Here is a 23,609-nt window from a genome sequence, read left to right as displayed (position 1 = left end):
TGTCCGGGCAATGTATTTTACCTGCCGGGGAAACGGGATTTTCCGGGCAGGCAGGAGGACTGGAATGATTAAAATTGGAATGATACTGGGAGAGAGATATGAAATCCTGGAAAAGATAGGCACCGGCGGCATGTCGGATGTGTATAAAGCCAAATGCCATAAGCTGAACCGATATGTGGCTGTGAAGGTTTTAAAACAGGAATTCAGTGAAAATTCAAACTTCGTATCGAAGTTCAGAGTGGAGGCCCAGGCTGCTGCGAGCCTGATGCATCCCAATATCGTAAACGTATATGATGTGGGTGAGGACAACGGCATCCATTTTATTGTAATGGAACTGGTGGAAGGAATTACCCTTAAGAAATATATTGAGAAAAAAGCGCGTCTTTCCGTAAAAGAAGCAGTCAGTATAGCCATTCAGGCGTGTATGGGCATCGAGGCAGCCCACAATAACCATATCATTCACAGGGACATCAAGCCTCAGAACATCATTATTTCAAAAGAGGGAAAAGTAAAAGTTACAGATTTCGGTATTGCAAAGGCGGCAACCAGCAATACCATCACTTCCAATGTCATGGGAAGCGTCCACTATACCTCGCCGGAGCAGGCAAGGGGCGGCTACAGTGATGAGAAGAGCGATATCTATTCCATGGGTATCACTTTATTTGAAATGCTCACGGGACGCGTACCTTTTAACGGGGACACAACGGTGGCAATCGCCATTAAACATATACAGGAGCCCATGCCCTCGCCCAGGGATTTCGTACCGGAGATCCCTGTAAGCGTGGAACAGATCGTGCTCAAATGCACCCAGAAGAGCCCGGACCGCAGATACCAGTCCATGAGCGCTCTTATTGAGGATTTAAAAAAATCCCTGATTTCGCCGGACGAGGATTTTGTCCGGGTGATCGATCCCGAGGCCAATGCGGCGACGCGTATGATCTCCAGGGATGATATGGATCAGATTAAAAAGCAGTCCAAGAAACCGTCACATACGGAGGAAATCCGTCTGAAAAAGAATTCCGCCAGGCCGGCCCCTGTATCGAACAAAGGCGGCAGCGGGAAAAAGAAGCCGGTCTCCTCTTATGAACCGGAGCCTGAGGACGATGATGAGGAAGAGGAATATGAATCCCGTATGGAAAAGGTGACCACAGTGCTGGCGGTCATCGGCGCTATCCTTATCGGCTGCGTGGTGATTTTCCTGGTGGGAAGGGCTATTGGAATCTTTGATTTTTCTTCCCCGGAAAAAGACGGCGTTATAAAAATGATCGAAGTGGCCGGAATGCAGGAAGACGAGGCGAAGCAGAAGCTTGTCAAAATGGGCCTGGATCCCACGGTGGAGTATGTTCAGGACGACAGCGTCGCGGAAGGCACGGTAATCGGTTCAGATGTGAAAAAGGGGACCCAGCTGGAAGCCGGGGCTAAGGTAGTGCTTAAGGTAAGCGGCTCACAGTCCGGTGTCATTGTGCCTGATATATATAATAAAACGCTGGCGGAGGCTGTTGCTTCGCTGGAGGGAGAAGGCTTTTCAACGGAAAAGAAAGAGGGCTATTCCGATACTGTACCAAAGGGCAATGTTATGAGCCAGAAGCCGGAAGCCGGAACGAGTGCGGAAAGAGGCAGTACGGTAACAATAACCATCAGCCAGGGACCGCAGGAAAGCAAGGTGCAGGTGCCGGATGTGCTTGGCATGCTGCCTGATGAAGGGAAGAGTACGCTGGAGGCTGCCGGTCTGACGGTACGGAACGTAACGGAGGTCAATGATGATGATGAGACGATGATAGGCAAAATCATCAGGCTGAGTTATTCCGTGGGAACGGAGGTGGAGCCGGGGACTGCGATAGATATTTATGTGAGCAAGGGACCGGAAGCGACCTATATGTTTGCGGAGAATATAGAAAGCCCTGCGCTGGAGGACCCTCAGTATGTGGAAGGGACGCCCTGCGTGCTTGTTGTGACCACTGCGTCCGGCAAGGAACTGTCAAGGCTCTCCGTCGCATCCTTCCCCACTCCTTTGAATCTGTTTGATATCAAGGATGAGAGCACGGGAGTGCTTACCATAATTTATAACGTCACCCTGGAGTCCGTAACAACAACGGATCCTGCCACAGGAGAAACCAAAGTCGTGCCCGGCGGCGTGGAGGAGAGAACAATCCAGAGGCCGCTGCAGTTTATCAGGAAAGAATCTTAAGTGCATGAGGGGAAGAATAGTCAGAGGAATCGCCGGTTTTTATTATGTGCAGACCGGCAGCAGGATTTATGAATGCAAGGCCAAAGGGATTTTCCGGAAGGATAAGAAAAAACCCCTTCCGGGGGATTATGTGGAAATAGATATTCTGGATGAGGTCTCGCTGACCGCTAATATCAGCGCTATTTTGCCCAGGACGAATGAACTCATCCGCCCTGCGGTGGCGAATGTGGATCTGGCGCTGGTCATTATGGCGGCGGCCAGCCCGGCCCCGAACCTGAACCTGCTGGACCGGTTTCTGGTTACCATGGAGCAGCAGCGGGTAAACTGCTGTGTCTGCTTCAATAAGCAGGATTTGGTGGATGAACAGACAAAGGACAGGCTTCGGGAAAGCTACAGGAATACGGGGTATCCGGTGCTGTTTACAAGCGCCAGACAGGAGGAGGGGCTTTTGGAGCTTCGGAAGGTCCTTTCGGGCCGTACAACCACGGTGGCCGGGCCCTCCGGTGTGGGGAAATCCTCACTGATCAATTGCCTGCAGAGCCATACTTCCATGGAAACGGGCGAGATCAGCAGCAAAATCGAAAGAGGAAAGCACACCACCAGACATTCCGAGCTGATCTGCGTCAGTGAGGGAACTTATATCGTGGATACCCCCGGGTTCAGTTCGATTGAGCTTTATGGAATGGAGAAGGAAGAGCTGCAGGATTATTTCCCGGATTTTGCCCCCTGGGAGCCGGAATGCCGCTTTGCAGGCTGCGCCCACGTAAAGGAGCGCGACTGCGGCGTGAAACGGGCCCTGGAGCGGGGAGAGATCAGCGCAAGCAGATATGAAAATTACTGCCAGCTCTATGAAGAGTTGAAGGGGCACAGGAAATATTGAGGTACGACGATGTGGCGGATGTCTTCTGCCACATCGGTGTCTCACGGTTTGCGCAGTGAATGGGAAAACCTTTCTGGACTGTTGTTACTGTTCACTCCGTGACCAGTAACTGCATAAATCCACTAAAAATTGCCTGCGGCAATGGGATTTATGCACTCTTGAATCACTTTCTTACGTACTGTGCAGTAAATGCACAGTACTGTGTGAACAGTAACGGACTGTTATCGTTTTCATAAAAAAATGAAAAAGGGCGCTTGATTTCTCAAGCGCCCTAATGTATAATTTACTCAGAAAGGTGGTCGGAAACGAAGTTCCGATTGCCCTCAGTAGTTTAATAATTTATTAAAGAAATAGCATCTTACTTTCTGAGGGTGAGGATGCTATTTCTTTTTGTCAATATGATTGTCTATGTAAGACAAAGCCGCGAAAACAACAAGTAAAAGTGTAAGAACTTCTATTGTGTTCATAGGGCATCCCTCCTTTAAGATTAGAGGGCATCTGACATCGGAAAATCGCATCCGCTTTCTTTTTAATTATACGAGAAGATTATATCAGACAGCAGACAGATATTCAATAATAAAAACGTTACCGGGCGAAAAATAGTTATTTCAAAAAAACGGACTATGTGGTATAATCTTATGCTGAGGTATCTAATGTATACGACAAAAAGAGTGTTGAGAATAGTGAAAGGCAGGAACCCTTGAAAAGCAAGGTTTTCCAGACAGGTATAAGTAAAAATGAAATTAGGTATTGTAGGACTTCCCAATGTAGGAAAAAGTACGTTGTTCAATTCCCTGACCAAGGCTGGTGCGGAATCGGCCAATTATCCCTTCTGTACCATTGATCCCAATGTAGGAATCGTAACGGTGCCTGATGAGCGGCTGAAGCTGCTGGGAGATATGTATCATTCCAAAAAAGTGACTCCTGCAGTGATTGAATTCGTGGACATCGCCGGTCTGGTAAAGGGTGCCTCCAAAGGGGAGGGATTGGGAAATCAGTTCCTCAGTAACATCAGGGAAGTGGACGCTATTGTTCATGTGGTGCGCTGCTTTGAGGATCCCAACGTAGTCCATGTAGATGGGACCATCAATCCTCTGCGCGATATTGAGACGATTAATCTGGAACTGATTTTTTCTGATATTGAAATTCTGGAAAGAAGAATTGCCAAAGTAGGCAAGCAGGCCAGAATGGATAAAACGGCTGCCAAGGAAGCGGCGCTTCTGGAACGGGTGAAGGCTCTGCTGGAGGATGGAAAGCTGGCGATGGCCTTCCAGCCGGAGGATGAGGACGAAGAGGTGATTTTTGCCTCCCTGAATCTGCTTACTGCCAAACCGGTTATTTATGCGGCCAATGTTTCCGAGGAGGACCTGGCAGATGACGGCGCACAGAATGCCGGCGTGGCTGAGGTGAGGAAATATGCGGCAGAAAGCGGAAGCGAGGTTTTCGTTATCTGCGCACAGATAGAAGAGGAGATCTCCGAACTGGAGGATGACGAAAAGGAGATGTTCCTGGAGGATTTGGGCCTGAAGGAATCCGGTCTGGACAAGCTGGTTAAGGCGAGCTATCATCTTCTGGGACTCATCAGCTTCCTGACCTCCGGTGAGGATGAGACAAGGGCCTGGACGATTAAAATCGGTACGAAAGCACCTCAGGCAGCGGGTAAGATACATACCGATTTTGAAAGAGGTTTTATCAAGGCCGAGGTGGTAAATTACAAGGATCTTTTAGAGCAGGGCTCTCTGGCAGCGGCCAGGGAAAAAGGCCTGGTCCGCATGGAAGGCAAGGATTATGTGGTACAGGATGGGGATACGATTCTGTTCCGCTTCAATGTATAAGATAATCAGCTGGAGAAAACGGCCGGGAAATAAAAAACGAATGAAAGTATAAAACATTAACAGTTCAGTAATCGGAGCTGTTACAGCCATCAGAACGGTTATTATATTAAAAGCGCCGCCCGGAAACGGGAGGCGCTTTTGGCGATCATCTTCGTCATATATACTTCTACACTTGGAATGCCTCCTCAGCCTTCCACCGTTGTTCCCATCCTCCGTCTCCACCAGTCCTGCGTTGCGGCAAGGAGAATGCACAGCCCCTGTTCCGCAGCCATCAGAAGCAGTGCGGCAGCAGACTCTATAAGAAAACTTCCCCAGTTCAGAGGGATATTGTACATCAGCATTTCCAGAAAATAAATGAGTATGCACCAGCAAAAAAGCAGCAGCCATTTGCGCAGGGCGAATTTCGTTTTTTCATCCGTTCTTTTTCCAGCTCCTGAAATGTCATGCTTATACCTCCTGTGTACACAGATATGCCTGCGATACTGCATTAATTAATAGTTTGAAAGCGCCCTTCTAAGGTGCAGATCCTGAGAACTGAAATGCTGCCTTCAAACCGTTTCTCCATATTTCTCCAACAGATCTCGGATGCGGAATTTCCCTGTGAGCAGGGCTTCTATTTCGGCACCGGCGCCATTTTCCAGGGCATCCATCTCCCAGAAAAACTGCCGCTCCTCCGACACGAAGCCGATTTTCTGCACGGCAGCCGCTGTGTCCGCGGCGTCCAGCGTACGAACAGAAGATGCCGGCTCATCCATCAGAAAAAGGCGGGCATTGTGGGACAGGGCAAAAGCAAACTGAAACCGCATCTTAAATCCCGTGGAGAGCAGGCCGAGCTTCCGGTTCGGCGGCAGCTCAAATCTTTCGCACAGCTCCAGAAACAGCGATTCGTTAAAATGATGATACAGCCTGCCATATAGCCGGGCATTTTCCAGCCCTGACAGCCCCTTCTCATACATCATCTCATCCAGGACCAGTCCCGGCCGGTCCTTGGCTTCCCTTTCCTGAGTATCCATATCATAACCGCAAACGGTTACCTGGCCGCCGTTCTTATCATACAGATTCAGGATGGTGTGGAGTAAAGTGGTTTTCCCGGCTCCATTGACGCCTACCAGCCCTGCGATGTGGCCGGGCTCCACCCGGAAGGAAATCTGATTCAGATGCAGTGTCCCCAGGCGTTTTTCCAATCCGCTGACCTCCAATAATGGCTCCATGGCTCTCCTCCCAACTGTTTATATTGATATATACAGCATATATATAGCCGGAGGCCATGCCAATCCATAAGACGAAAATAAAAACAGCCCTTTTTCATCCCGGTTCATACAGCTTTGAACCACCCGGCCCACTTTTTTATGGAAAACAGTAAAAAATATGGGATGACGCCCCACTGTGGTAAATTATGGTAAAAGGGAAAGCGTCAGGAGAAAGAAAAACCAATATATTGTATATGGTACAAAAACAAAACACAACATGTGGAAAACAGTGTAAAATGCAGTTTTTTGTGGGTTCGGCAAGACGTACTTTTTTAGGGGAAGGGGTTGATTTTGCTTGCAAAATACCTTAAGTTATACTAAAATCATATTTAAAGTGGTGGAAAGTGGTACGAAGTGGTAGGAAGTGGTGAGTTATCCGCACAGGCGGGGCAGGATTGCATATCTGCCGCGCAGACTATAAGAAAATGCGGCACCGCTTTTATTCAGAACTGATACATGCAGGGAGGCAGCTTCGGCAGTGTTTTCCGTGACAGGCCACTTTTAAGGCGGTGATTGTCATGTTCATGGGAGAGTACAATCATACAATTGATGCGAAAGGCAGGCTGATCATACCTTCAAAATTCCGCGAGAGCTTGGGTGAGGAATTCGTAATTACGAAAGGTTTGGACGGCTGCTTATTTGTGTATGACAATCAGGAATGGAACGCCTTTGAGGAGAAGCTGAAGGCTTTGCCTCTGAATAAGAAGGATAACCGTCAGTTTGTCAGGTTTTTCCTTGCGGGCGCTGCCCAGGTGGAAGTGGACAAGCAGGGGAGGATACTGGTTCCCGGGAATCTGCGCGATTTTGCGGAGCTGGAAAAGGATGTGGTACTGGTCGGCGTGGCCAGCCGCATTGAGATCTGGAGCAAAGCAAGATGGGAAGGTATCACAGAGGATGAGGACGAGGCAATGGAAGACATTGCGGAACGTATGGCAGATCTGGGGCTTGGCATATAACGGAAAGGTGACGGCGGAATGGAGTTTGCACACAAGTCTGTACTTTTGGACGAGACAATAGAAGGACTGAAGATAAAACCTGACGGGATTTACCTGGACGGCACGCTTGGCGGCGGCGGACACAGCAGCGAAATCTGCAGAAGGCTTTCAGGAGGGCGCCTGATCGGAATCGATCAGGACGCGGAAGCCATTGCGGCTGCCACCGAAAGGCTGGAGCCTTTCCGGGAAAAGGTGACTCTCGTCAGGGATAATTATTGCAATGCACCGGCTGTGGTGAAAAGCCTGGGGCTTGAAGGCGTTGACGGAATCGTACTGGATTTGGGCGTTTCCTCTTATCAGCTGGACAATGTGGAACGGGGCTTTTCATACAGATACGACACGGCCCTGGACATGAGAATGGATACGAGACAGTCCCTTTCCGCAAAAGAGATTGTCAATGAATACCCGGAGCGGGAGCTTTACCGGATCATCCGCGATTACGGCGAGGATCAGTTTGCCAAGAACATCGCCAAGCACATCGCGGCGGCAAGAAAGGACAGGCCCATCGAAACGACCGGGGAGCTGAATGAGCTGATTAAAGCGGCAATCCCCGCAAAGATGCGGGCGAATGGAGGACACCCCTCCAAACGGACGTTTCAGGCCATCCGCATTGAGTGCAACCACGAGCTAGACGTGCTCAAGAACTCGCTGGATGAGCTGATTGGTCTGCTGAATCCGGGAGGCCGCATTTGTATAATTACCTTTCATTCCCTGGAGGACCGCATAGTGAAGTCGGCCTTCCGTAAAAATGAGAATCCCTGCACCTGCCCACCGGATTTCCCGGTATGTGTGTGCGGAAAGGAATCCCAGGGAAAGGTAATCACAAGAAAACCCATACTGCCCGGCGCACAGGAGCTGGAAACCAATTCCCGTTCCAAGAGCGCAAAGCTGAGGATATTTGAAAAGAAGGAGTAGTTAATCAAAGCATAGCTGCCGGTACGGTGCGCAGCTATGAGTAAAGGAGAATTGCCATGGCACAGACAGGAAAAAGCAGACAATACAGAAGCACTGGAAAAAGCGAATACAGAAGATCAGACAGCCGCAGTGCATATGTGGCAGGCAATACGGTAAGAAAGCTGGACGTAGTTGAAGAGATACATAAGCCCCGGAAGCAGGAGCTGAGCCATGCGGTAAAGAAGAACAGGGACAAGGCCGTTTACATGAATCTGGGCTATGTGCTGTTTTTGAGCGCCTCCCTGCTTGTGGCGGGCATTGTTTTGATTGGATATATCCGTCTGCAGTCGGAGATTACCGCAAGCGTAAAGCACATTGCGGCGATGGAAAGCACGCTGAACAGCCTGAAGGTATCCAATGATGAAGAATACAGCAGAATCGAAAGCTCTGTTGATTTGGATGAAATCCGCAGAATCGCCATTACGGAGCTGGGGATGACATATCCGAATCAGGACCAGATTGTAACGATTCCCGATGAAGGCAGCGATTATGTAAGACAGCTTGCAGACATTGATGATTAAATTGCGGCTGAACCTGCGGTTGTTGGGATATTTGGCGGCTGCAGGACAGTTACATTAAAAGTGGGTGACAGTTTGGACAGAAACAGACAGAACGGCGACAGAAAAGAAGCGCAGAATACAAACAGATTTACAACGAAAATGCAAAAGAAGCTGGTAGTACTGTATTTCCTGGTATTACTGGCTTTTGCAGGATTAAGCGCCAGATTGGTCCTGATCAACCGGGACAACGGCGAGCAGTATAAAAAGCAGGTCCTTTCCCAGCAGCAGTATACCAGCCGGACGATTCCCTTCAAGCGGGGGGAAATCCTGGATTCCAAGGGAACGAAGCTGGCAGTGAGTGAGAAGGTGTATAACCTGATTCTGGACTGTAAGCTGATGAATGAAAAAGAAGAATATGTGGAGGGCACCATAGCGGCGCTGGCCCAGTGCTTTGACGTGGATGAATCGGAAATCCGCAAATACAGTTCGGATAATCCCACCTCCCAATACCATATACTGAAGAAACAGCTGACCTATGATGAAATCGCGCCTTTCCAGGAGCTTGTAAACAATGAAGAGACGGGAAAGTATATCCAGGGCGTCTGGTTTGAAGAGGAGTACCGGCGGGTATATCCCAACAATACACTGGCCAGTGACGTCATCGGCTTTACCACCAAGGACAATGTGGGAAATTACGGGCTGGAGGCATACTATAACGATATTCTCAGCGGGGTAAACGGCAGGGAATACGGCTACATGAACGACGATTCCAACCTGGAGAGGACCACCAAGGCGGCGGTGGACGGCTATAACCTGGTTTCCACCCTGGATGCCAACATCCAGGGCATCGTGGAGCGCAAGCTGCAGGAATACAATGATACCTATAAGAATGCGGCCAGAGAAGGAAACGGCGCCTATAATACCGGCTGTATCATCATGGATGTAAATAACGGAAATGTGCTGGCCATGGCCAGCTATCCTTTTTACAATCTGAATGAACCTAGAAATACGGACATGCTGCTGGGGCAGAACGTAATCAATGAAAAAGCGGAGCTCCAGGAGACTGTAATTAATGAAGAAACACTTGCTTCCATGGATGAGGATACCCTGTACCGCCAGCTGAACGCGCTGTGGAAGAATTACTGTATTTCCAGTACCTTTGAGCCCGGTTCCACAATGAAGCCCTTTACCGTGGCGGCCGGACTGGAAAGCGGCAAAATGACAGGAAACGAAACCTACCAGTGCAACGGCAGCCTGACAGTTGTTGAAGGCCAGAAGCCCATCAAATGCCACAGCTACCGGGTGGGAGGAGACGGCATTGTGAGTGTGGCCGGCGCGGTGGAGCGTTCCTGTAATGTGGCCCTGATGAAGATGGGGCAGACAATTGGAAAAACCACATTTTTGAAATACATGCAGGATTTTAACTTCGGGCTGAAGACCAACATAGATTTGTACGGAGAAGCCAGGACGGCCTCCCTTGTATTTACGGAGGATTCCATGGGGCCCATGGAGCTGGCAACGGCATCCTTCGGCCAGGGCTTCAACGTGACCATGATCCAGATGGCGGCCGGCTTCAGCTCCCTGATAAACGGAGGCTACTATTATGAGCCTCATATGGTAAGCAAGATCACCGCTTCGGACGGTTCGGTGGTGCAGAATATTGAACCCCGTCTTTTAAAGCAGACCGTATCCGAATCAACCTCTGCCAAAATACGTGATTACTGCGTGGATGTTGTGATGGGGGAACACGGCACCGGCCATACGGCAAGACCGGCCGGCTACATCATCGGCGGAAAGACCGGCACGGCGGAGACACAGCCCAGAGGAAACAGGCAGTACGTGGTTTCCTTCATTGGCTTTGCACCTGCGGATGATCCGCAGATCGCCATCTATGTGGTAGTGGACCGTCCCAATTCCGATAAACAGGACGATGCCAAGTATGCCACGAGAATTGTGCGCAGCATTTTAACAGAGGTTCTTCCTTATATGGATATTTTCATGACGGAGCCTCTTTCCGAGGCTGAGCAGAAGGAACTGGAAGAACAGCAGATCGCATATAAGCAGCAGCTGATGACCTCCGTGAGCGGAAATGACGTGAGCGGCAACGATATCAGCGGCAATGATGCGGGAGGAGACGGCACGCCGGCGGCCGGGGAAAATGGAGAAGGCACCGGGGAAAATACGGGAGGAAACCAGGATAATCCGGACAAGCCCAAGATAGATATTGATCCGGATACCGGATATGGAGTACTTCCTGATGGAACCAAGGTGGATCCCGTTACGGGAGAAGCCATTGATGAAGATACACCGCTGGATCTTCCGGAACCTAATCTGCCGCTTGACGGAACCCAGGGCGGAGAGGACGGAGGCGATTCTCCTTTTTAAGCCGGAGCCAGGGAAAATATCCGGGTGGGTATTGCGGAAATTTTCCTTAAAGTACGGAGCCCGGCCGGGAACTCTTTTATACATAAGAAGAGCAAAATGGGAATAACCTCATAAATCCGGTAATAGATTGTATCAATTACCGCTTTATGAGGTTTTCCAATGGAAGAGAAAAACAAAACATTCCACAGAAAGAAAACAGTCTGGGCCTTTGTGCTCTGCCTGGCCGCCTTTCTGGGCCTGACCGGAAGGCTGGTCTATCTGATGGTATATCAGTCCTCCTACTATACACAGGCGGCCCAGGAGCTTCACCAGAGGGAAAGAAACATCAAGGCCAAGCGGGGGAGAATAATAGATGCCACAGGAACGGTGCTGGCGGATAACAGGACGGTATGTAATATTTCCGTTATCCACAACCAGATTACGGATCCGGACAAAGTGGTGGAGGTGCTTTCCCGGGAGCTGGGGCTTGAAGAGGAATATGTCAGAAAGCGTGTGGAAAAATACACCGCCATAGAAAAAATAAAGAGCAATGTGGACAAAGCGGTAGGGGATGTTATCCGTGATTACCAGCTGGACGGCGTCAAGGTGGATGAGGACTATAAGAGATATTATCCCTTTGACAGCCTTGCTTCCAAGGTCCTGGGCTTTACGGGAGGCGACAACCAGGGAATTGTGGGGCTGGAGGTCAAGTATGACGAATATCTCCAGGGAGAACCGGGAACGATCCTGACGGTGACCGACGCAAGAGGAGTGGAGGTTACGCAGGAGGGGGAGGACCGGGTGGAGCCGGTGAACGGCGACGACCTGCATATCAGCCTGGATGTGAATATTGAGCAGTATGCCACGCAGCTGGCTTACCAGGCGCTGGCGGCCAAGGAGGCGGAAAGCGTTTCCATTCTGGTAATGAAGCCGGATAACGGCGAAATCCTGGCCATGGTCAATGTGCCGGAATTCAATCTGAACGATCCCTTCACCCTGCCGGAGGGAACGGTGACGGAAGGGCTTTCGGAGGAGGAAAAACAGAACCTGCTGAACCGGATGTGGAGGAACGGCTGTATCAACGATACCTATGAGCCGGGATCCATTTTCAAGATAATCACCGCTGCCGCCGGACTGGAGGAGGGCGTGGTGACCATGGAAGACAATTTCAGCTGCCCCGGTTATATTATGGTGGAGGATCGCAGGATCCGGTGCCATAAAACCTCAGGTCACGGGGCAGAAAACTTTGTCCAGGCTACCATGAACTCCTGCAACCCCGTATTCGTTACGGTGGGGCTGAGGCTGGGAGCGGACAATTACTACAGATATTTTAACCAGTTCGGGCTTCTTACCAAAACAAATGTGGATTTGCCGGGAGAGGCCGGGACTATCATGCACAAGCCTGAAAACATCGGTCTGGTGGAGCTGGCGACCATATCCTTTGGCCAGTCCTTCCAGATAACGCCCATTCAGCTGGCAACCACGGTTTCCTCGCTGATTAACGGCGGCAACCGCATTACGCCCCATTTCGGCGTAAGGACGGTAGATGAAGCGGGCAATGTGACGAATACCTTCGAATATCCCGTCACCACGGGAATCGTATCGGAGGATACCTGCGAAAAACTGCGTTATATGCTGGAACAGGTAGTGGAAAACGGAGGTGGTAAGAACGGATATGTGGAAGGCTACAGGGTGGGAGGCAAGACGGCGACGAGCCAGACCCTGCCCAGAGGTACGGGACGCTATATTGCCTCGTTCCTGGGATTTGCCCCGGCCGATGATCCGAAGGTGCTTGCCATGGCCATTATTACCAACCCTCAGGGGGTATACTATGGAGGACAGGTGTCCGCGCCGATTGTCCGCCAGCTCTTTGAGAACATCCTTCCTTACCTGGAAAAAATGGACTACAGCATAGATGGGCAGCAGGCAAATTGAAAGGAAAGGCTGACTGAACAGTCACGGGAAAGGTCAAATGAGTTTATCCGTTTGTCTTCCGGTTCTCATCTCGTTTCTTGTAAGCGTGTTTCTGGGACCGGTAATCATACCTTTTCTAAAGAGACTTAAGGCTGGGCAGACCGTCAGAGATGAAGGACCCAAAAGCCATTTGAAAAAGAACGGAACGCCGACGATGGGAGGAATCCTGATATTGTCGGCCATGATAGTAACCTCCCTTTTTTATATGGAGGATTATCCGGAAATCAAGCCCATTCTCCTGATGACTCTGGGGTTTGGGCTGATCGGGTTCCTGGATGATTACATAAAGGTAATCCTGAAGCGTTCCATGGGGCTTACCCCAATACAAAAGATGGCGGGGCAGCTGGTAGTGACAGGCCTTTTTGCCTATTACCTGTTAAAATGCACGGATATCAGCCTGGCGGCGAAGATTCCCTTTATGCCGGGGAAAGAGCTGGACTTGGGCTGGCTGAATATCCCCCTTTTATTTTTTATCGTCATTGGAACGGTGAACGGCGCCAATTTCACCGACGGCCTGGACGGCCTGGCAGCCAGTGTCACGGTGCTGGCGGCAAGCTTCCTTTCGGCGGCGGCCATAGGTACGGGGACGAGAATCGAACCTGTCACCTGCGCTGTTGCGGGGGCGCTGCTGGGATTTCTGCTGTTTAATGTGTATCCTGCCAGCGTTTTCATGGGGGATACCGGTTCCCTGGCGCTGGGGGGCTTTGTGGCGGCGGCCGCCTATATGATGCAGCTTCAGCTGTTTATACCGATTATCGGGTTTATTTATCTTATCGAGGTGGTTTCCGTAATCCTCCAGGTGCTTTTTTTCAAGCTGACCGGAGGGCGGCGGCTCTTCCGGATGGCGCCCCTGCATCATCATTTTGAGCTGGGGGGCTGGTCGGAAACAAGGATTGTGGCGTTTTTTTCTGTCGTTACGGCTATCCTTTGCCTGGTGGCGCTTATCGCCATATAAAAGGCGGGAAGAAGTTCTAAGGCAGCAAAGGACGCTGCCTAAGAACTTCTATGTCCCGCCTGGAAGAATGGCGGGGGCCATTCTTCCGGGGGCTTGGAGTGCGGGAGAAAGGGCGAGAGGAAAGGGCGGGAAGCGGTTGGGGAAGAGTTGAGTATGTTTGGAGAGTGGGGGTATGGGGGATATATTGTTAGCTTGATGGTGTATGGGTTTGGGATGGAGTAGGAATTTTGACTTTGTCTGCTGCGGCGGGCGGATGGGAGTGGAGATGAATATAGAAGGAAAAAAGGTTTTGATAGTAGGGACGGGGAAGAGCGGGATTGCTGCTGCGGCGCTGCTTTCTCAGGTGGGGGCGGTGCCTGTCCTTTTTGATGAAAATGAGAGTACGGATAAGAGGGAAGTGGAGAAGAAGCTGCCGGAGGGGGTGCGGGCGGAGGTTATTACGGGAAAGCTTCCGGATCAGGCTGCGGATGAGGCGCAGCTTCTGGTGCTCAGCCCTGGTGTTCCGGTGGATACGCCTTTTGTGGAGAAGTTCAGGGACAAGGGTGTGCGTGTTTGGGGTGAGGTAGAGCTGGGCTATGCTTTTTCCAAAGGTAAGGTGATAGCGATTACCGGGACCAATGGCAAGACCACGACTACGGCTCTTACGGGAAAGATTATGAGCGATTATTATTCCTCCGTTTTTGTGGTGGGGAATATCGGCACGCCTTATACGCTGGAAGCTCTGCATACACGGGAGGACAGCGTGACGGTGGCGGAAATCAGCAGCTTCCAGCTGGAAACCACGGAGAATTTCCACCCGGCGGTGACGGCCATCCTGAATATTACGCCGGATCATCTGAACCGGCATCATACCATGGAAAATTATGTGGCGGTGAAGGAATCCATTACCAAAAATCAGACGGGGGAAGATACCTGTGTGTTGAACTATGAGGATCCTTATACCAGGGATTTCGGGGAACGGTGCCCGGCGTCGGTGGTCTGGTTTTCTTCAGCCAGGAAGCTTGAAGAGGGGTATTATCTGGACGGAGAGGATATCTGCCGCAGCGTGGGCGGAGCGGAGGAACGGCTCATGAATATCCACGATATGCAGCTTCTCGGAATCCATAATGTGGAAAATGTCATGGCGGCAATTGCCATGTCTTCGTCATACGGCGTGCCTATGGAGCATATACTGAATACAGTGAAGCATTTCAAGGCGGTGGAGCACCGGATTGAATATGTGGCAACCAAAAAAGGGGTCGCCTATTACAACGATTCCAAAGGAACCAACCCGGACGCGGCCATCCAGGGAATCCGCGCCATGAACCGGCCGACCATACTGATTGGGGGCGGCTATGACAAACAGAGCGAATATGATGAATGGATCGAGGCCTTTGACGGAAAGGTCAGGCTGCTTGTCCTGATCGGACAGACAAAGGAAAAAATAGCGGAGTGTGCCAGAAAACATGGTTTCAACAATATTGTTTTCGCAGATACATTCGAGGAATGTATGGATATCTGTGTGAAAAATGCAGTTTCCGGAGACGCAGTACTGCTTTCACCCGCCTGCGCCAGCTGGGGAATGTTCCCCAACTATGAGGTGAGGGGAGATATGTTCAAGGAATATGTGAATCAATTGAAGGAGTGATTGCGTGGCATCCAGAAGAAACAAAAAGCAAGCTGAATATTTTTTTGATTATACCCTGCTGTTTATCGTATTGTTCCTGCTGGGCTTCGGAATGATCATGGTTTATTCCACCAGCTCCTACGAGGCGTCCCTTTCGGCCAGCCTGAAATACGATGAAGCCTATTATCTCAAGCATCAGGCGCTGGCTGCCGTGATGGGGCTGGTGGCAATGATTGTTGTGGCAAACATCCCTTATCACTTCTGGGAAAGGTTTGCGGTGCTGGGATATTTTGTGTCGGCCATCCTCATAGCGCTGGTCCTTACGCCCCTGGGCATTGAGGCCAATGGAGCCAGGCGCTGGCTGAATCTGGGACTTTCCGTACAGCCTGCGGAAATCGCAAAGCTGTGTATGATCCTTTTTTTAGCCAGCTTCATCTGTAAGATGGGAAAAGGGATCCGGACCGGAAGGGGCTTCTGGCTGGTGCTGATGATTCCCGTGCCCATCTGTCTGATGGTCTGGAAAATTACCAATAACATGAGTTCCGCAATTATTATTTTCGGTATTGCGCTGCTGATGCTTTTTGTGGCAAGCCCGGACTACAAACGGTTTGTGCTGATGGGAGCCGCAGGCGTGGCGGCGGTGGCGGCGCTGGTATTTGCCATTATCCAGATGGAACACAGCGATCTGGGCTTCCGCGGGGGCCGTATCCTGGCCTGGCTGAACCCGGAAGCCTACGCTTCCGGTACCGGCTTCCAGACGCTGCAGGCGCTGTATGCCATTGGCTCCGGCGGCATTTTCGGCAAGGGGCTGGGGCAGAGCATGCAGAAGCTGGGCTTCCTTCCCGAAGCGCAGAACGACATGATTTTTTCCATTATCTGTGAAGAGCTGGGGCTGTTCGGCGGCATAGCGGTTATTTTGCTTTTTGTGCTGCTCATCTGGCGTTTCATGGTAATTGCCAACAATGCCTCGGATTTGTTCGGCGCGCTTTTGGTGGTTGGAGTGATGGGGCATATTGCCATTCAGGTGATCCTGAACATCGCCGTAGTAACCAATACCATTCCAAACACCGGTATTTCCCTGCCGTTTATCAGCTACGGTGGCTCCTCGGTCATGTTCCTGCTCATTGAAATCGGACTTGTCCTCAGCGTGGCCAAGGGCATTAAGCTGAAAAATGTGTAGAAAGAAAAAAGGCCGCTACAGGGCGGCCCAAACCGCTGCCAGGAGGGCCGCAAAGCCATAGGCAGTAACATTTATGTCACCTTCCGCATAGGATAGAATAGTTCTGTTTAGGTAATTTTTCAGTCAGGCCGGCGCACATGCTGCGCTGTCCGTAAGAAAGTGATCCGGGAGTGCCAAAATTCACCGCCAAAGGCAATTTGGGATGAGTTTTGACAGAAACTGTGAAGGCACTGAACAATTACCTGTTTTGAAAAAATCCGGGAAGGTGGACATTTGAAGTCTATTTATATCAGCGGAAACGCGCCCTTGTACGGCGAAGTTACAATCCAGGGTTCCAAAAACGCGGCGCTGCCGATCATGGCAGCGGCTCTTTTGATTCCTGGGATCAGTGTACTGAAGAACTGTCCCCGCATAGCGGATGTGGAATATATGTGCCGGCTGCTCCAAAGCATCGGCTGTTTTGTGGAACGGGATAAAAATGAGGTACGCATCGATGCGTCGGCAGTCAGCAGGAGCCGGCTGCCGGAGGAATATGTAACGATGATGCGCTCGTCCGTCATGCTGATGGGGCCCATGCTGGGAAGAACCGGTGAGGTATCCCTGCATTATCCGGGAGGCTGTGTCATAGGAGACAGGCCGATTGATATCCATCTAAAGGCATTAAGAAGTCTGGGCACCTGTTACAGCGACAGTGATCAGGAACTGGAGGCCTGGACGGCAGGCCTTAGGGGAACGGATATTTTACTGGAGTTTCCCAGTGTGGGCGCCACGGAAAACGCCGTTATGGCGGCGGTGGCGGCGGAGGGCGTGACCAGGATACGAAGGTGCGCCATGGAGCCGGAAATCGGCAGCCTGTGTGCATTCCTTCGATGTGCGGGCGCAGATATCCGGGGCGAGCAGACGGGCTGTATTACAGTAAGGGGCGGCAAGGCGCTGCATCCCTGCTGCTTTGAAATCCCTTCCGACAGGATTGTGGCGGGAACCTATCTGTGTGCCTGCCTGGCTGCGGGCGGTGAGATTTTTATGAAAAATTCCCCGGAAGGCCAGCTGAACGCCATGGAGGATGTGGCCATACGTATGGGCTGCAGCCTGCGCAGAGGGGACGAAGGGCTGTGGGTACAGCGAAGGGGAATCCTTTTTTCGCCGGGTTACGTGGAAACGGGCAGCTATCCCGGTTTTCCCACGGATCTCCAGTCGCCTTTGCTGGTGGCCATGGCGCTGGCAGACGGGGAAAGCAGACTGAAGGAAACAATTTTTAATGACCGTTTCGTGGTAGTGGCGGAGCTGAACCGTATGGGCACGGAAATTGACGTACAGGATAACAAGCTGGCCTGTGTCCCCGGCGGGCGGAGGCTCACCGGCAGACAGGTGACCGCCAGCGAGCTGCGGGGCGGGGCTGCGCTTGTGGTCGCCGGGCTGTGTGCGGAAGGACTTACCGCAGTGGGAAACAGGTATTTTATTGACCGCGGCTATGAAGATATCTGCCGGGATTTAAGACAGCTGGGAGCGGATATCGACAGCTGGTGAAAGCGGCAGGGGAAGGCTTATAAGGCTTCTGCAATTCCGGAAGCCTTTGCGGGAAGCCTTGAGAAGTGATAAAGCTAATCGGATGCATAAGGGCAGGAACTGTAAATGAAGACGGATGAAATGAAAAAACAGAAGAAAAAATCCGTTCAGGATCATAAAACAGGCAGCGGGAAAAAGCCTGCTGCCGCTGCGCCCAAGAAGAAAACGGTTCCTGGCGCCGGTACGTCCAAAGGCGGAACGGGCAAAGGCGGGATATCCAAAGGGGGCGCGGCCAAAGCTGGCCCGTCCAAAACCAACCCGTCCAAAGCTGGCCCGTCCAAAACCAACCCGTCCAAGGCAAGCCCGTCCAGAGGCGGAGGCTCCAAAGCTGTCCTGGCCAAACCGGAAAAGTCCCGGACCGGATATTCCCCCCCTCAGGGCGAACGCAAAAAAAACGCCGGCAGCCCGGGAACGGTAAGAAGCATCAGCAGGGTGGCGGCCACCACATCCACTGGCAGCAAGCTGCGGGTGGTTATGGGAAATGCGGACAGCGGCGGTGGCAGAGGAGGAAAGGGGCTGCAGTCCCTCCGGCCCAGGGGCCCGGGACGCGGCCTGATTGCGGCCGGAATATTCCTGTTTCTTTTGCTGATTGCGTCTGGTGTGCTCTTTTACATAGGAAAACATTATCATGTGGAAACCATTTATGTGGAAGGGAACGTGCATTATACCAACGAGGAAATCATACAAATGGTGACCTCCGAGCGGCTGGGGGACAACTCCCTCTACCTCTCCCTGAAATATAAAAATAAGGGAATCAGGGGAATTCCCTTTATCGAAAACATGGATGTAAAGGTCCTGGCGCCAGACACCATTAAGATTGTGGTTTATGAAAAGGCTGTGGCCGGGTACGTGGAATATCTGGACAAGTACATGTATTTTGACAAAGACGGAACCGTGGTGGAGGCTTCCGATGCCAAAACTGCCGGAATCCCCCAGGTGACGGGAATTCCGTTCAACCAGGTGGTGCTTTATGAACCCCTGCCGGTGGACAACCAGGAGGTATTTAAGGAAATACTGTATATGACCCAGATTTTGTCGAAATATGAAATCAGCGCCGATAAAATTTATTTTGACGACTCGTACGAAATGACGTTATATTTTGGCGATGTGAGAGTTAAGCTGGGCAATGACGACAACGTGGAGGAGAAAATTTCAAGACTCAAGCAAATACTGCCTGCGGCCGCGGGAACAAAAGGAGTCTTCCACATGGAAAATTATTCCGGAAGCGGCTCTAATGTTACCTTTGAACAGGATAAATAAGTAGAAGAAAATGAAAAAAGATATTGCGTTCTTCGCAAAATAATTATATGATAGGAACTGTGAAGTTTATATGGAAATCTAAAGGAGGAAGTACCTTTGCTGGAAATTAAGACAAATGACGCTGAGTCTGCTGCCAAGATCATAGTGATCGGTGTTGGCGGTGCGGGCAATAATGCTGTTAATAGAATGATTGATGAAAAAATTGATGGTGTGGATTTTATCGGAGTGAATACGGACAAGCAGGCGCTTCAGTTATGCAAGGCGCCCAAGCTGCTCCAGATCGGAGAGAAGCTGACCAAGGGACTGGGCGCCGGCGCAAAGCCGGAGGTTGGCCAGAAGGCGGCTGAAGAAAGCACGGATGAAATCACCAATTCCCTTACCGGTGCGGACATGGTATTCGTAACCTGCGGTATGGGCGGCGGGACAGGAACCGGCGCGGCGCCTGTAATTGCCGGGATTGCCAAAGGAATGGGAATCCTTACGGTAGGCGTTGTGACAAAGCCCTTCCGTTTTGAAGCGAGGACACGTATGACCAACGCGCTGAGCGGTATCGAACGCCTGAAGAACAGCGTGGACACGCTCATTGTGATACCCAATGACAAGCTTCTTGAAATTGTGGACCGCAGGACTACAATGCCCGAGGCCCTTAAGAAAGCGGATGAAGTCCTCCAGCAGGCAGTACAGGGAATTACCGACCTGATTAATGTGCCCGCTGTTATTAACCTGGACTTTGCCGATGTACAGACAGTTATGAAGGAAAAAGGCATCGCCCATATCGGTATCGGTTACGGCAAGGGTGATGATAAGGCTTCTGAAGCCGTTAAGATGGCTGTGGAAAGCCCGCTGCTTGAAACCACCATTGCAGGAGCCACCGATGTTATCATCAATGTCAGCGGTGATATTTCCATGTACGACGCGGACGATGCGGCAAGCTATGTACAGCAGCTGACCGGGGATGATGTGAATATTATCTTTGGCGCCATGTACGATGATACCACGCCGGATACCTGCCAGATCACCGTTATCGCAACCGGCCTGGATGACAAGCCTCAGAACCAGAATAAGTTCGGTTCCAATTTCAGCGTGAAGCCCCAGCAGGGCGTAAAGCCTGTTACGCAGGGAAATGGAACGCCCGTACGGCCCTACACGCCGATTACTCCCGGACAGGGAACGGGAACCAAGCCCGTGACACAGCTTCCTAACCTGGGAATCAAGAAGCCCGGCAACTTAAGAAGCAGCGTGGAAGAGAAGTCCCTGAAGATTCCGGATTTCCTTCAGAAGAAATAACCGGACCACAGGTACATCCACAGTAAAAGGTAATCATCCGCAGCGAATGCAGGCGGCAGATTTATCCCCTTCTGAATTCCTTACAGGCAAAGGGGGGAAAGAGCGGTACGCATGCATGGCTGAGAAATAATTCGTAACTGTTCAGTACCCTTCACAGTTACTGCTAAAATCCATCCTAAATCGCCTTTGGCGATGGATTTTATCACTCTTGAATCACTTTCTTACGGTCAGAGCAGTAAATGCGCTGACCTGCTGAACAGTTACAATAATTCCATATAAACATAATGATCGTGTAATAATAAAAGGCCCCTCCGTTTTGCGGATGAGGCCTTTTATATAATACCTGAAGGAGCAAATGGCAGTGACTGCCGGCTGCTCCTTTTTTAATGCGCCGATACCACATAAAGCTACAGCTTTGCGCATCCCCCGATAATTTGTCGAAAATTACAGACGGATACAGAAGAAAATGTGCGCCGTTCCGACAAAAAATGCAGGGACTGGCCGCTATAATTAACCCATGAAAGCAGTTGCCATACATACAGGAGGTGAGAAGTGAGGTACATCGTGTATATTGACCGCCTGTTTCTGCTTCAGCTGGTACAAAGCTGTGTACTCCTGCTGCTGACAAGAGCATTCCTGCGGAGCACTGTCACGCTCAAACGGATTGTTTTCGCATCGGCGGCCGGAACGCTGTTATTCTGCGTCATCTTCCTGTTACCGGGAATAAGCAGAAACATTAAGGTCCTGTTATTTGCATTGTGCTCGCTTGCAACCCTCTGGCTGGCATTCCGCATCCGCACCCTGCAGGTTTTCTGCAGGGCGGTGATACTCTACCATGCGGCGGCCTTCCTGCTGGCAGGCGCCCTGTACGCCCTGCTGCACGCTGCGGGCAGAAGACCTGCCATGACGACCATGCAGGCTTCCCTGTGTGCAGTAGGCGTAGGAACCGCCGCCCTTTACATACTCCGGTGGGAAAAAAAGAGTGCGCAGGCAGTGATAGTAACCGCAATACTGGAAGATGGAGACGTAAAAATCACCCTGGAGGCGCTGATAGACAGCGGCAACAGCCTGTACGACCCCATCAGCCAAAGGCCGGTATGCGTTGTGGAAAAAGCGGCGCTGGAAGGGAAAATCCCCCTGGATATCCCCGAAAAATTCCGCCTCATCCCCTACCACTCCCTTGGCAAAAAGCACGGCATAATGCAGGCAGTGGAAATTGAGAAACTGAAGGTAAAGAAAGAAGGACAGGAGCTGGTTATCGAGAAAGCGCTTCTCGGACTCTATGAAAATAAGGTCACACAAAGCGGCGCATACCAGATGATCCTGCATCCTGCATTACTTGAAAATCGGAGGAAAGGACATGATATTAAAAGTTGCAATACCAGGAAAAATGCAGTTTAAAATGATTCGCAGGGAACCCAGTTTCCTTTTATCAGGACAGGGCGACATTCATTATATCGGAGGCGCCGAGGTACTCCCCCCGCCCCTTGAATCAGAAAAAGAAAATGAGATCATCAGTGACCTGGGAACAGAATATGAAGACGAAGCAAAAAATATTCTCATTGAACATAATCTCAGACTTGTGGTTTACATAGCAAAAAAATTCGACAATACCGGCGTGGGCGTAGAAGACCTGATCTCCATCGGAACCATCGGCCTGATCAAATCCATCAACACCTTCAAGCCCGACAAAAACATCAAGCTGGCCACCTATGCCTCCCGCTGCATTGAAAATGAAATCCTCATGTACCTGCGCAGAAACAACAAAACCCGCCTTGAGGTATCCATCGACGAACCCCTGAACGTGGACTGGGACGGCAACGAACTCCTCCTTTCTGACATCCTGGGAACAGACGAGGACGTTATCTACCGCGACATCGAAAACGAAGTGGAACGAAAACTCCTCCTCAAGGCTATCAACAAACTCACCGACCGTGAAAAAACCATCATCAACTTAAGGTTCGGCCTCAACACCCCCGACGGCCAGGAAATGACCCAGAAAGAAGTAGCCACCCTCCTTGGCATCTCCCAATCCTACATATCCCGCCTCGAAAAAAAGATCATGAAACGCCTCAAACGCGAAATGGTCAAGGAGTGAGGGGGAGGATAAGCGCAGCTGTCCCAGTGCCCTTTGCCCTTTCCCAAATGCGCCCGGCGTCTTCCTCCCTTCCTTGGCGGCGCTGTGGGGGATTTGCAGTACCAGTCTCAAAAACGGAGTGTTCCTAACTGTTCCGAAATGCCATAATTCTGCCAGCGCAGCCAAAACTCCTCTGCAGGAGTAAAGCCGCAGGCGTCTTTACTCCTGTGTTAGTCAGACAGGCCGCTAAAGACGGCAGAATTATGGCCTTTCAGAACAGTAAGAAACATCACCGTTTTTCCAATGGCACCGCAAATTCCCCCACAGCGCCGCCAAAGAAGGAAGGCAGGCGGCGGGCGCATTTGAGAAAAGCCAAAGGACACTGGGACAGCTGCGCTTATCCTGAAAAAAGTATATTTTCCGGCAGCCGGGAGAAAATAAAAGGACTTATATTTAGTATATATACTTTGCCTATCCATAGCATAATGCGGCCAAAACGTAAATAATTAACCGTAGAATATCGGTTCAGACAGTCCAGTCACTGAGCTGCTGTACAAATACTGATATATAAATATACGCCTGCACGACTACAACAAGAATCCGTCCCATCATCCAGTGATACCTAAAACAGCACGCCATAATACTTTTTTTATCTGCATTACTAAAACGCAGCCAAACAGTACCGGGCAGCGGGTCTGAGGGTTCGGGGGCAGGGGACAGGGCGGTGGGGATTGCGGG

19 protein-coding genes are annotated in these 23,609 nt (G+C 50.9%); 16 read left to right on the top strand and 3 right to left on the bottom strand.

The annotated features are described in order from the left end of the window. Positions 1-64: 64 nt before the first annotated feature. The 3 genes from pknB (at position 65) to ychF (ending at position 4,903) form a co-directional block, all read left to right on the top strand. The gene (gene pknB, locus DXC51_RS28790) at positions 65-2,188 is read left to right on the top strand and encodes a Stk1 family PASTA domain-containing Ser/Thr kinase (protein WP_021639093.1); all 2,124 of its coding nucleotides are present in this window, start codon (positions 65-67) and stop codon (positions 2,186-2,188) included. A gap of 4 nt (positions 2,189-2,192) precedes the next feature. Continuing rightward, a complete protein-coding gene (gene rsgA, locus DXC51_RS28785; protein WP_021639094.1) occupies positions 2,193-3,068 on the top strand; it encodes a ribosome small subunit-dependent GTPase A in 876 nt (291 codons plus the stop codon). A 737-nt stretch (positions 3,069-3,805) separates the two neighbouring features. Next, the gene (gene ychF / locus DXC51_RS28780; protein ID WP_021639098.1) at positions 3,806-4,903 is read left to right on the top strand and encodes a redox-regulated ATPase YchF; all 1,098 of its coding nucleotides are present in this window, start codon (positions 3,806-3,808) and stop codon (positions 4,901-4,903) included. A gap of 185 nt (positions 4,904-5,088) precedes the next feature. On the opposite strand, the gene DXC51_RS29770 is transcribed toward ychF, so the two are convergent. Then, entirely contained in the window at positions 5,089-5,238 is a 150-nt protein-coding gene (locus tag DXC51_RS29770; protein WP_157065730.1) for a hypothetical protein, read from the bottom strand. A gap of 213 nt (positions 5,239-5,451) precedes the next feature. After that, a complete protein-coding gene (locus DXC51_RS28770) occupies positions 5,452-6,114 on the bottom strand; it encodes an ATP-binding cassette domain-containing protein (protein WP_021639100.1) in 663 nt (220 codons plus the stop codon). 557 nt (positions 6,115-6,671) lie between these two features. Here DXC51_RS28770 and mraZ point away from each other — a divergent pair. The 13 genes from mraZ (at position 6,672) to sigE (ending at position 22,892) form a co-directional block, all read left to right on the top strand. Then, positions 6,672-7,109, top strand: coding sequence for a division/cell wall cluster transcriptional repressor MraZ (mraZ, locus tag DXC51_RS28765; protein ID WP_021639103.1), 438 nt, complete (start codon positions 6,672-6,674; stop codon positions 7,107-7,109). 18 nt (positions 7,110-7,127) lie between these two features. Further along, positions 7,128-8,063 (top strand): 16S rRNA (cytosine(1402)-N(4))-methyltransferase RsmH, encoded by a 936-nt coding sequence (gene rsmH / locus DXC51_RS28760; RefSeq protein WP_021639104.1) that lies wholly within the window; start codon positions 7,128-7,130, stop codon positions 8,061-8,063. 56 nt (positions 8,064-8,119) lie between these two features. Next, positions 8,120-8,623 (top strand): septum formation initiator, encoded by a 504-nt coding sequence (locus DXC51_RS28755; protein ID WP_021639105.1) that lies wholly within the window; start codon positions 8,120-8,122, stop codon positions 8,621-8,623. A gap of 72 nt (positions 8,624-8,695) precedes the next feature. Continuing rightward, a complete protein-coding gene (locus DXC51_RS28750; RefSeq protein ID WP_025490891.1) occupies positions 8,696-10,987 on the top strand; it encodes a peptidoglycan D,D-transpeptidase FtsI family protein in 2,292 nt (763 codons plus the stop codon). 159 nt (positions 10,988-11,146) lie between these two features. Beyond that, entirely contained in the window at positions 11,147-12,901 is a 1,755-nt protein-coding gene (locus tag DXC51_RS28745) for a peptidoglycan D,D-transpeptidase FtsI family protein (RefSeq protein WP_025490892.1), read from the top strand. 37 nt (positions 12,902-12,938) lie between these two features. Further along, the gene (gene mraY, locus DXC51_RS28740; RefSeq protein WP_021639109.1) at positions 12,939-13,895 is read left to right on the top strand and encodes a phospho-N-acetylmuramoyl-pentapeptide-transferase; all 957 of its coding nucleotides are present in this window, start codon (positions 12,939-12,941) and stop codon (positions 13,893-13,895) included. Between the two features lie 265 nt (positions 13,896-14,160). Further along, positions 14,161-15,522, top strand: coding sequence for a UDP-N-acetylmuramoyl-L-alanine--D-glutamate ligase (murD, locus tag DXC51_RS28735; RefSeq protein WP_117546043.1), 1,362 nt, complete (start codon positions 14,161-14,163; stop codon positions 15,520-15,522). A 4-nt stretch (positions 15,523-15,526) separates the two neighbouring features. After that, positions 15,527-16,681 (top strand): FtsW/RodA/SpoVE family cell cycle protein, encoded by a 1,155-nt coding sequence (locus tag DXC51_RS28730; protein ID WP_021639112.1) that lies wholly within the window; start codon positions 15,527-15,529, stop codon positions 16,679-16,681. 273 nt (positions 16,682-16,954) lie between these two features. Further along, on the top strand, positions 16,955-18,208 hold the full coding sequence (gene murA / locus DXC51_RS28725; protein WP_117546039.1) for a UDP-N-acetylglucosamine 1-carboxyvinyltransferase: 1,254 nt from the start codon (positions 16,955-16,957) through the stop codon (positions 18,206-18,208). Positions 18,209-18,313: 105 nt separating this feature from the next. After that, complete coding sequence (locus DXC51_RS28720) at positions 18,314-19,507, top strand: cell division protein FtsQ/DivIB (RefSeq protein ID WP_117546037.1); 1,194 nt, start codon at positions 18,314-18,316, stop codon at positions 19,505-19,507. A gap of 96 nt (positions 19,508-19,603) precedes the next feature. Next, complete coding sequence (gene ftsZ, locus DXC51_RS28715; RefSeq protein ID WP_025490900.1) at positions 19,604-20,794, top strand: cell division protein FtsZ; 1,191 nt, start codon at positions 19,604-19,606, stop codon at positions 20,792-20,794. A gap of 552 nt (positions 20,795-21,346) precedes the next feature. Continuing rightward, the gene (locus DXC51_RS28705; protein WP_117546033.1) at positions 21,347-22,195 is read left to right on the top strand and encodes a sigma-E processing peptidase SpoIIGA; all 849 of its coding nucleotides are present in this window, start codon (positions 21,347-21,349) and stop codon (positions 22,193-22,195) included. Next, the gene (gene sigE / locus DXC51_RS28700; protein ID WP_009252084.1) at positions 22,155-22,892 is read left to right on the top strand and encodes an RNA polymerase sporulation sigma factor SigE; all 738 of its coding nucleotides are present in this window, start codon (positions 22,155-22,157) and stop codon (positions 22,890-22,892) included. Before DXC51_RS28705 ends, sigE begins: the two co-directional genes overlap by 41 nt. Before the next feature lie 504 nt (positions 22,893-23,396). Here the strand turns inward: sigE and DXC51_RS29850 are convergent. Beyond that, on the bottom strand, positions 23,397-23,609 hold a 213-nt coding region (locus DXC51_RS29850), incomplete at its 5' end, for a hypothetical protein (protein ID WP_207660882.1).

It is taken from the genome of Eisenbergiella massiliensis (assembly GCF_003435485.1).
The sequence above is the reverse complement of the archived record's forward strand: the minus strand, read 5'-3'. Positions and strand labels throughout refer to the sequence as shown.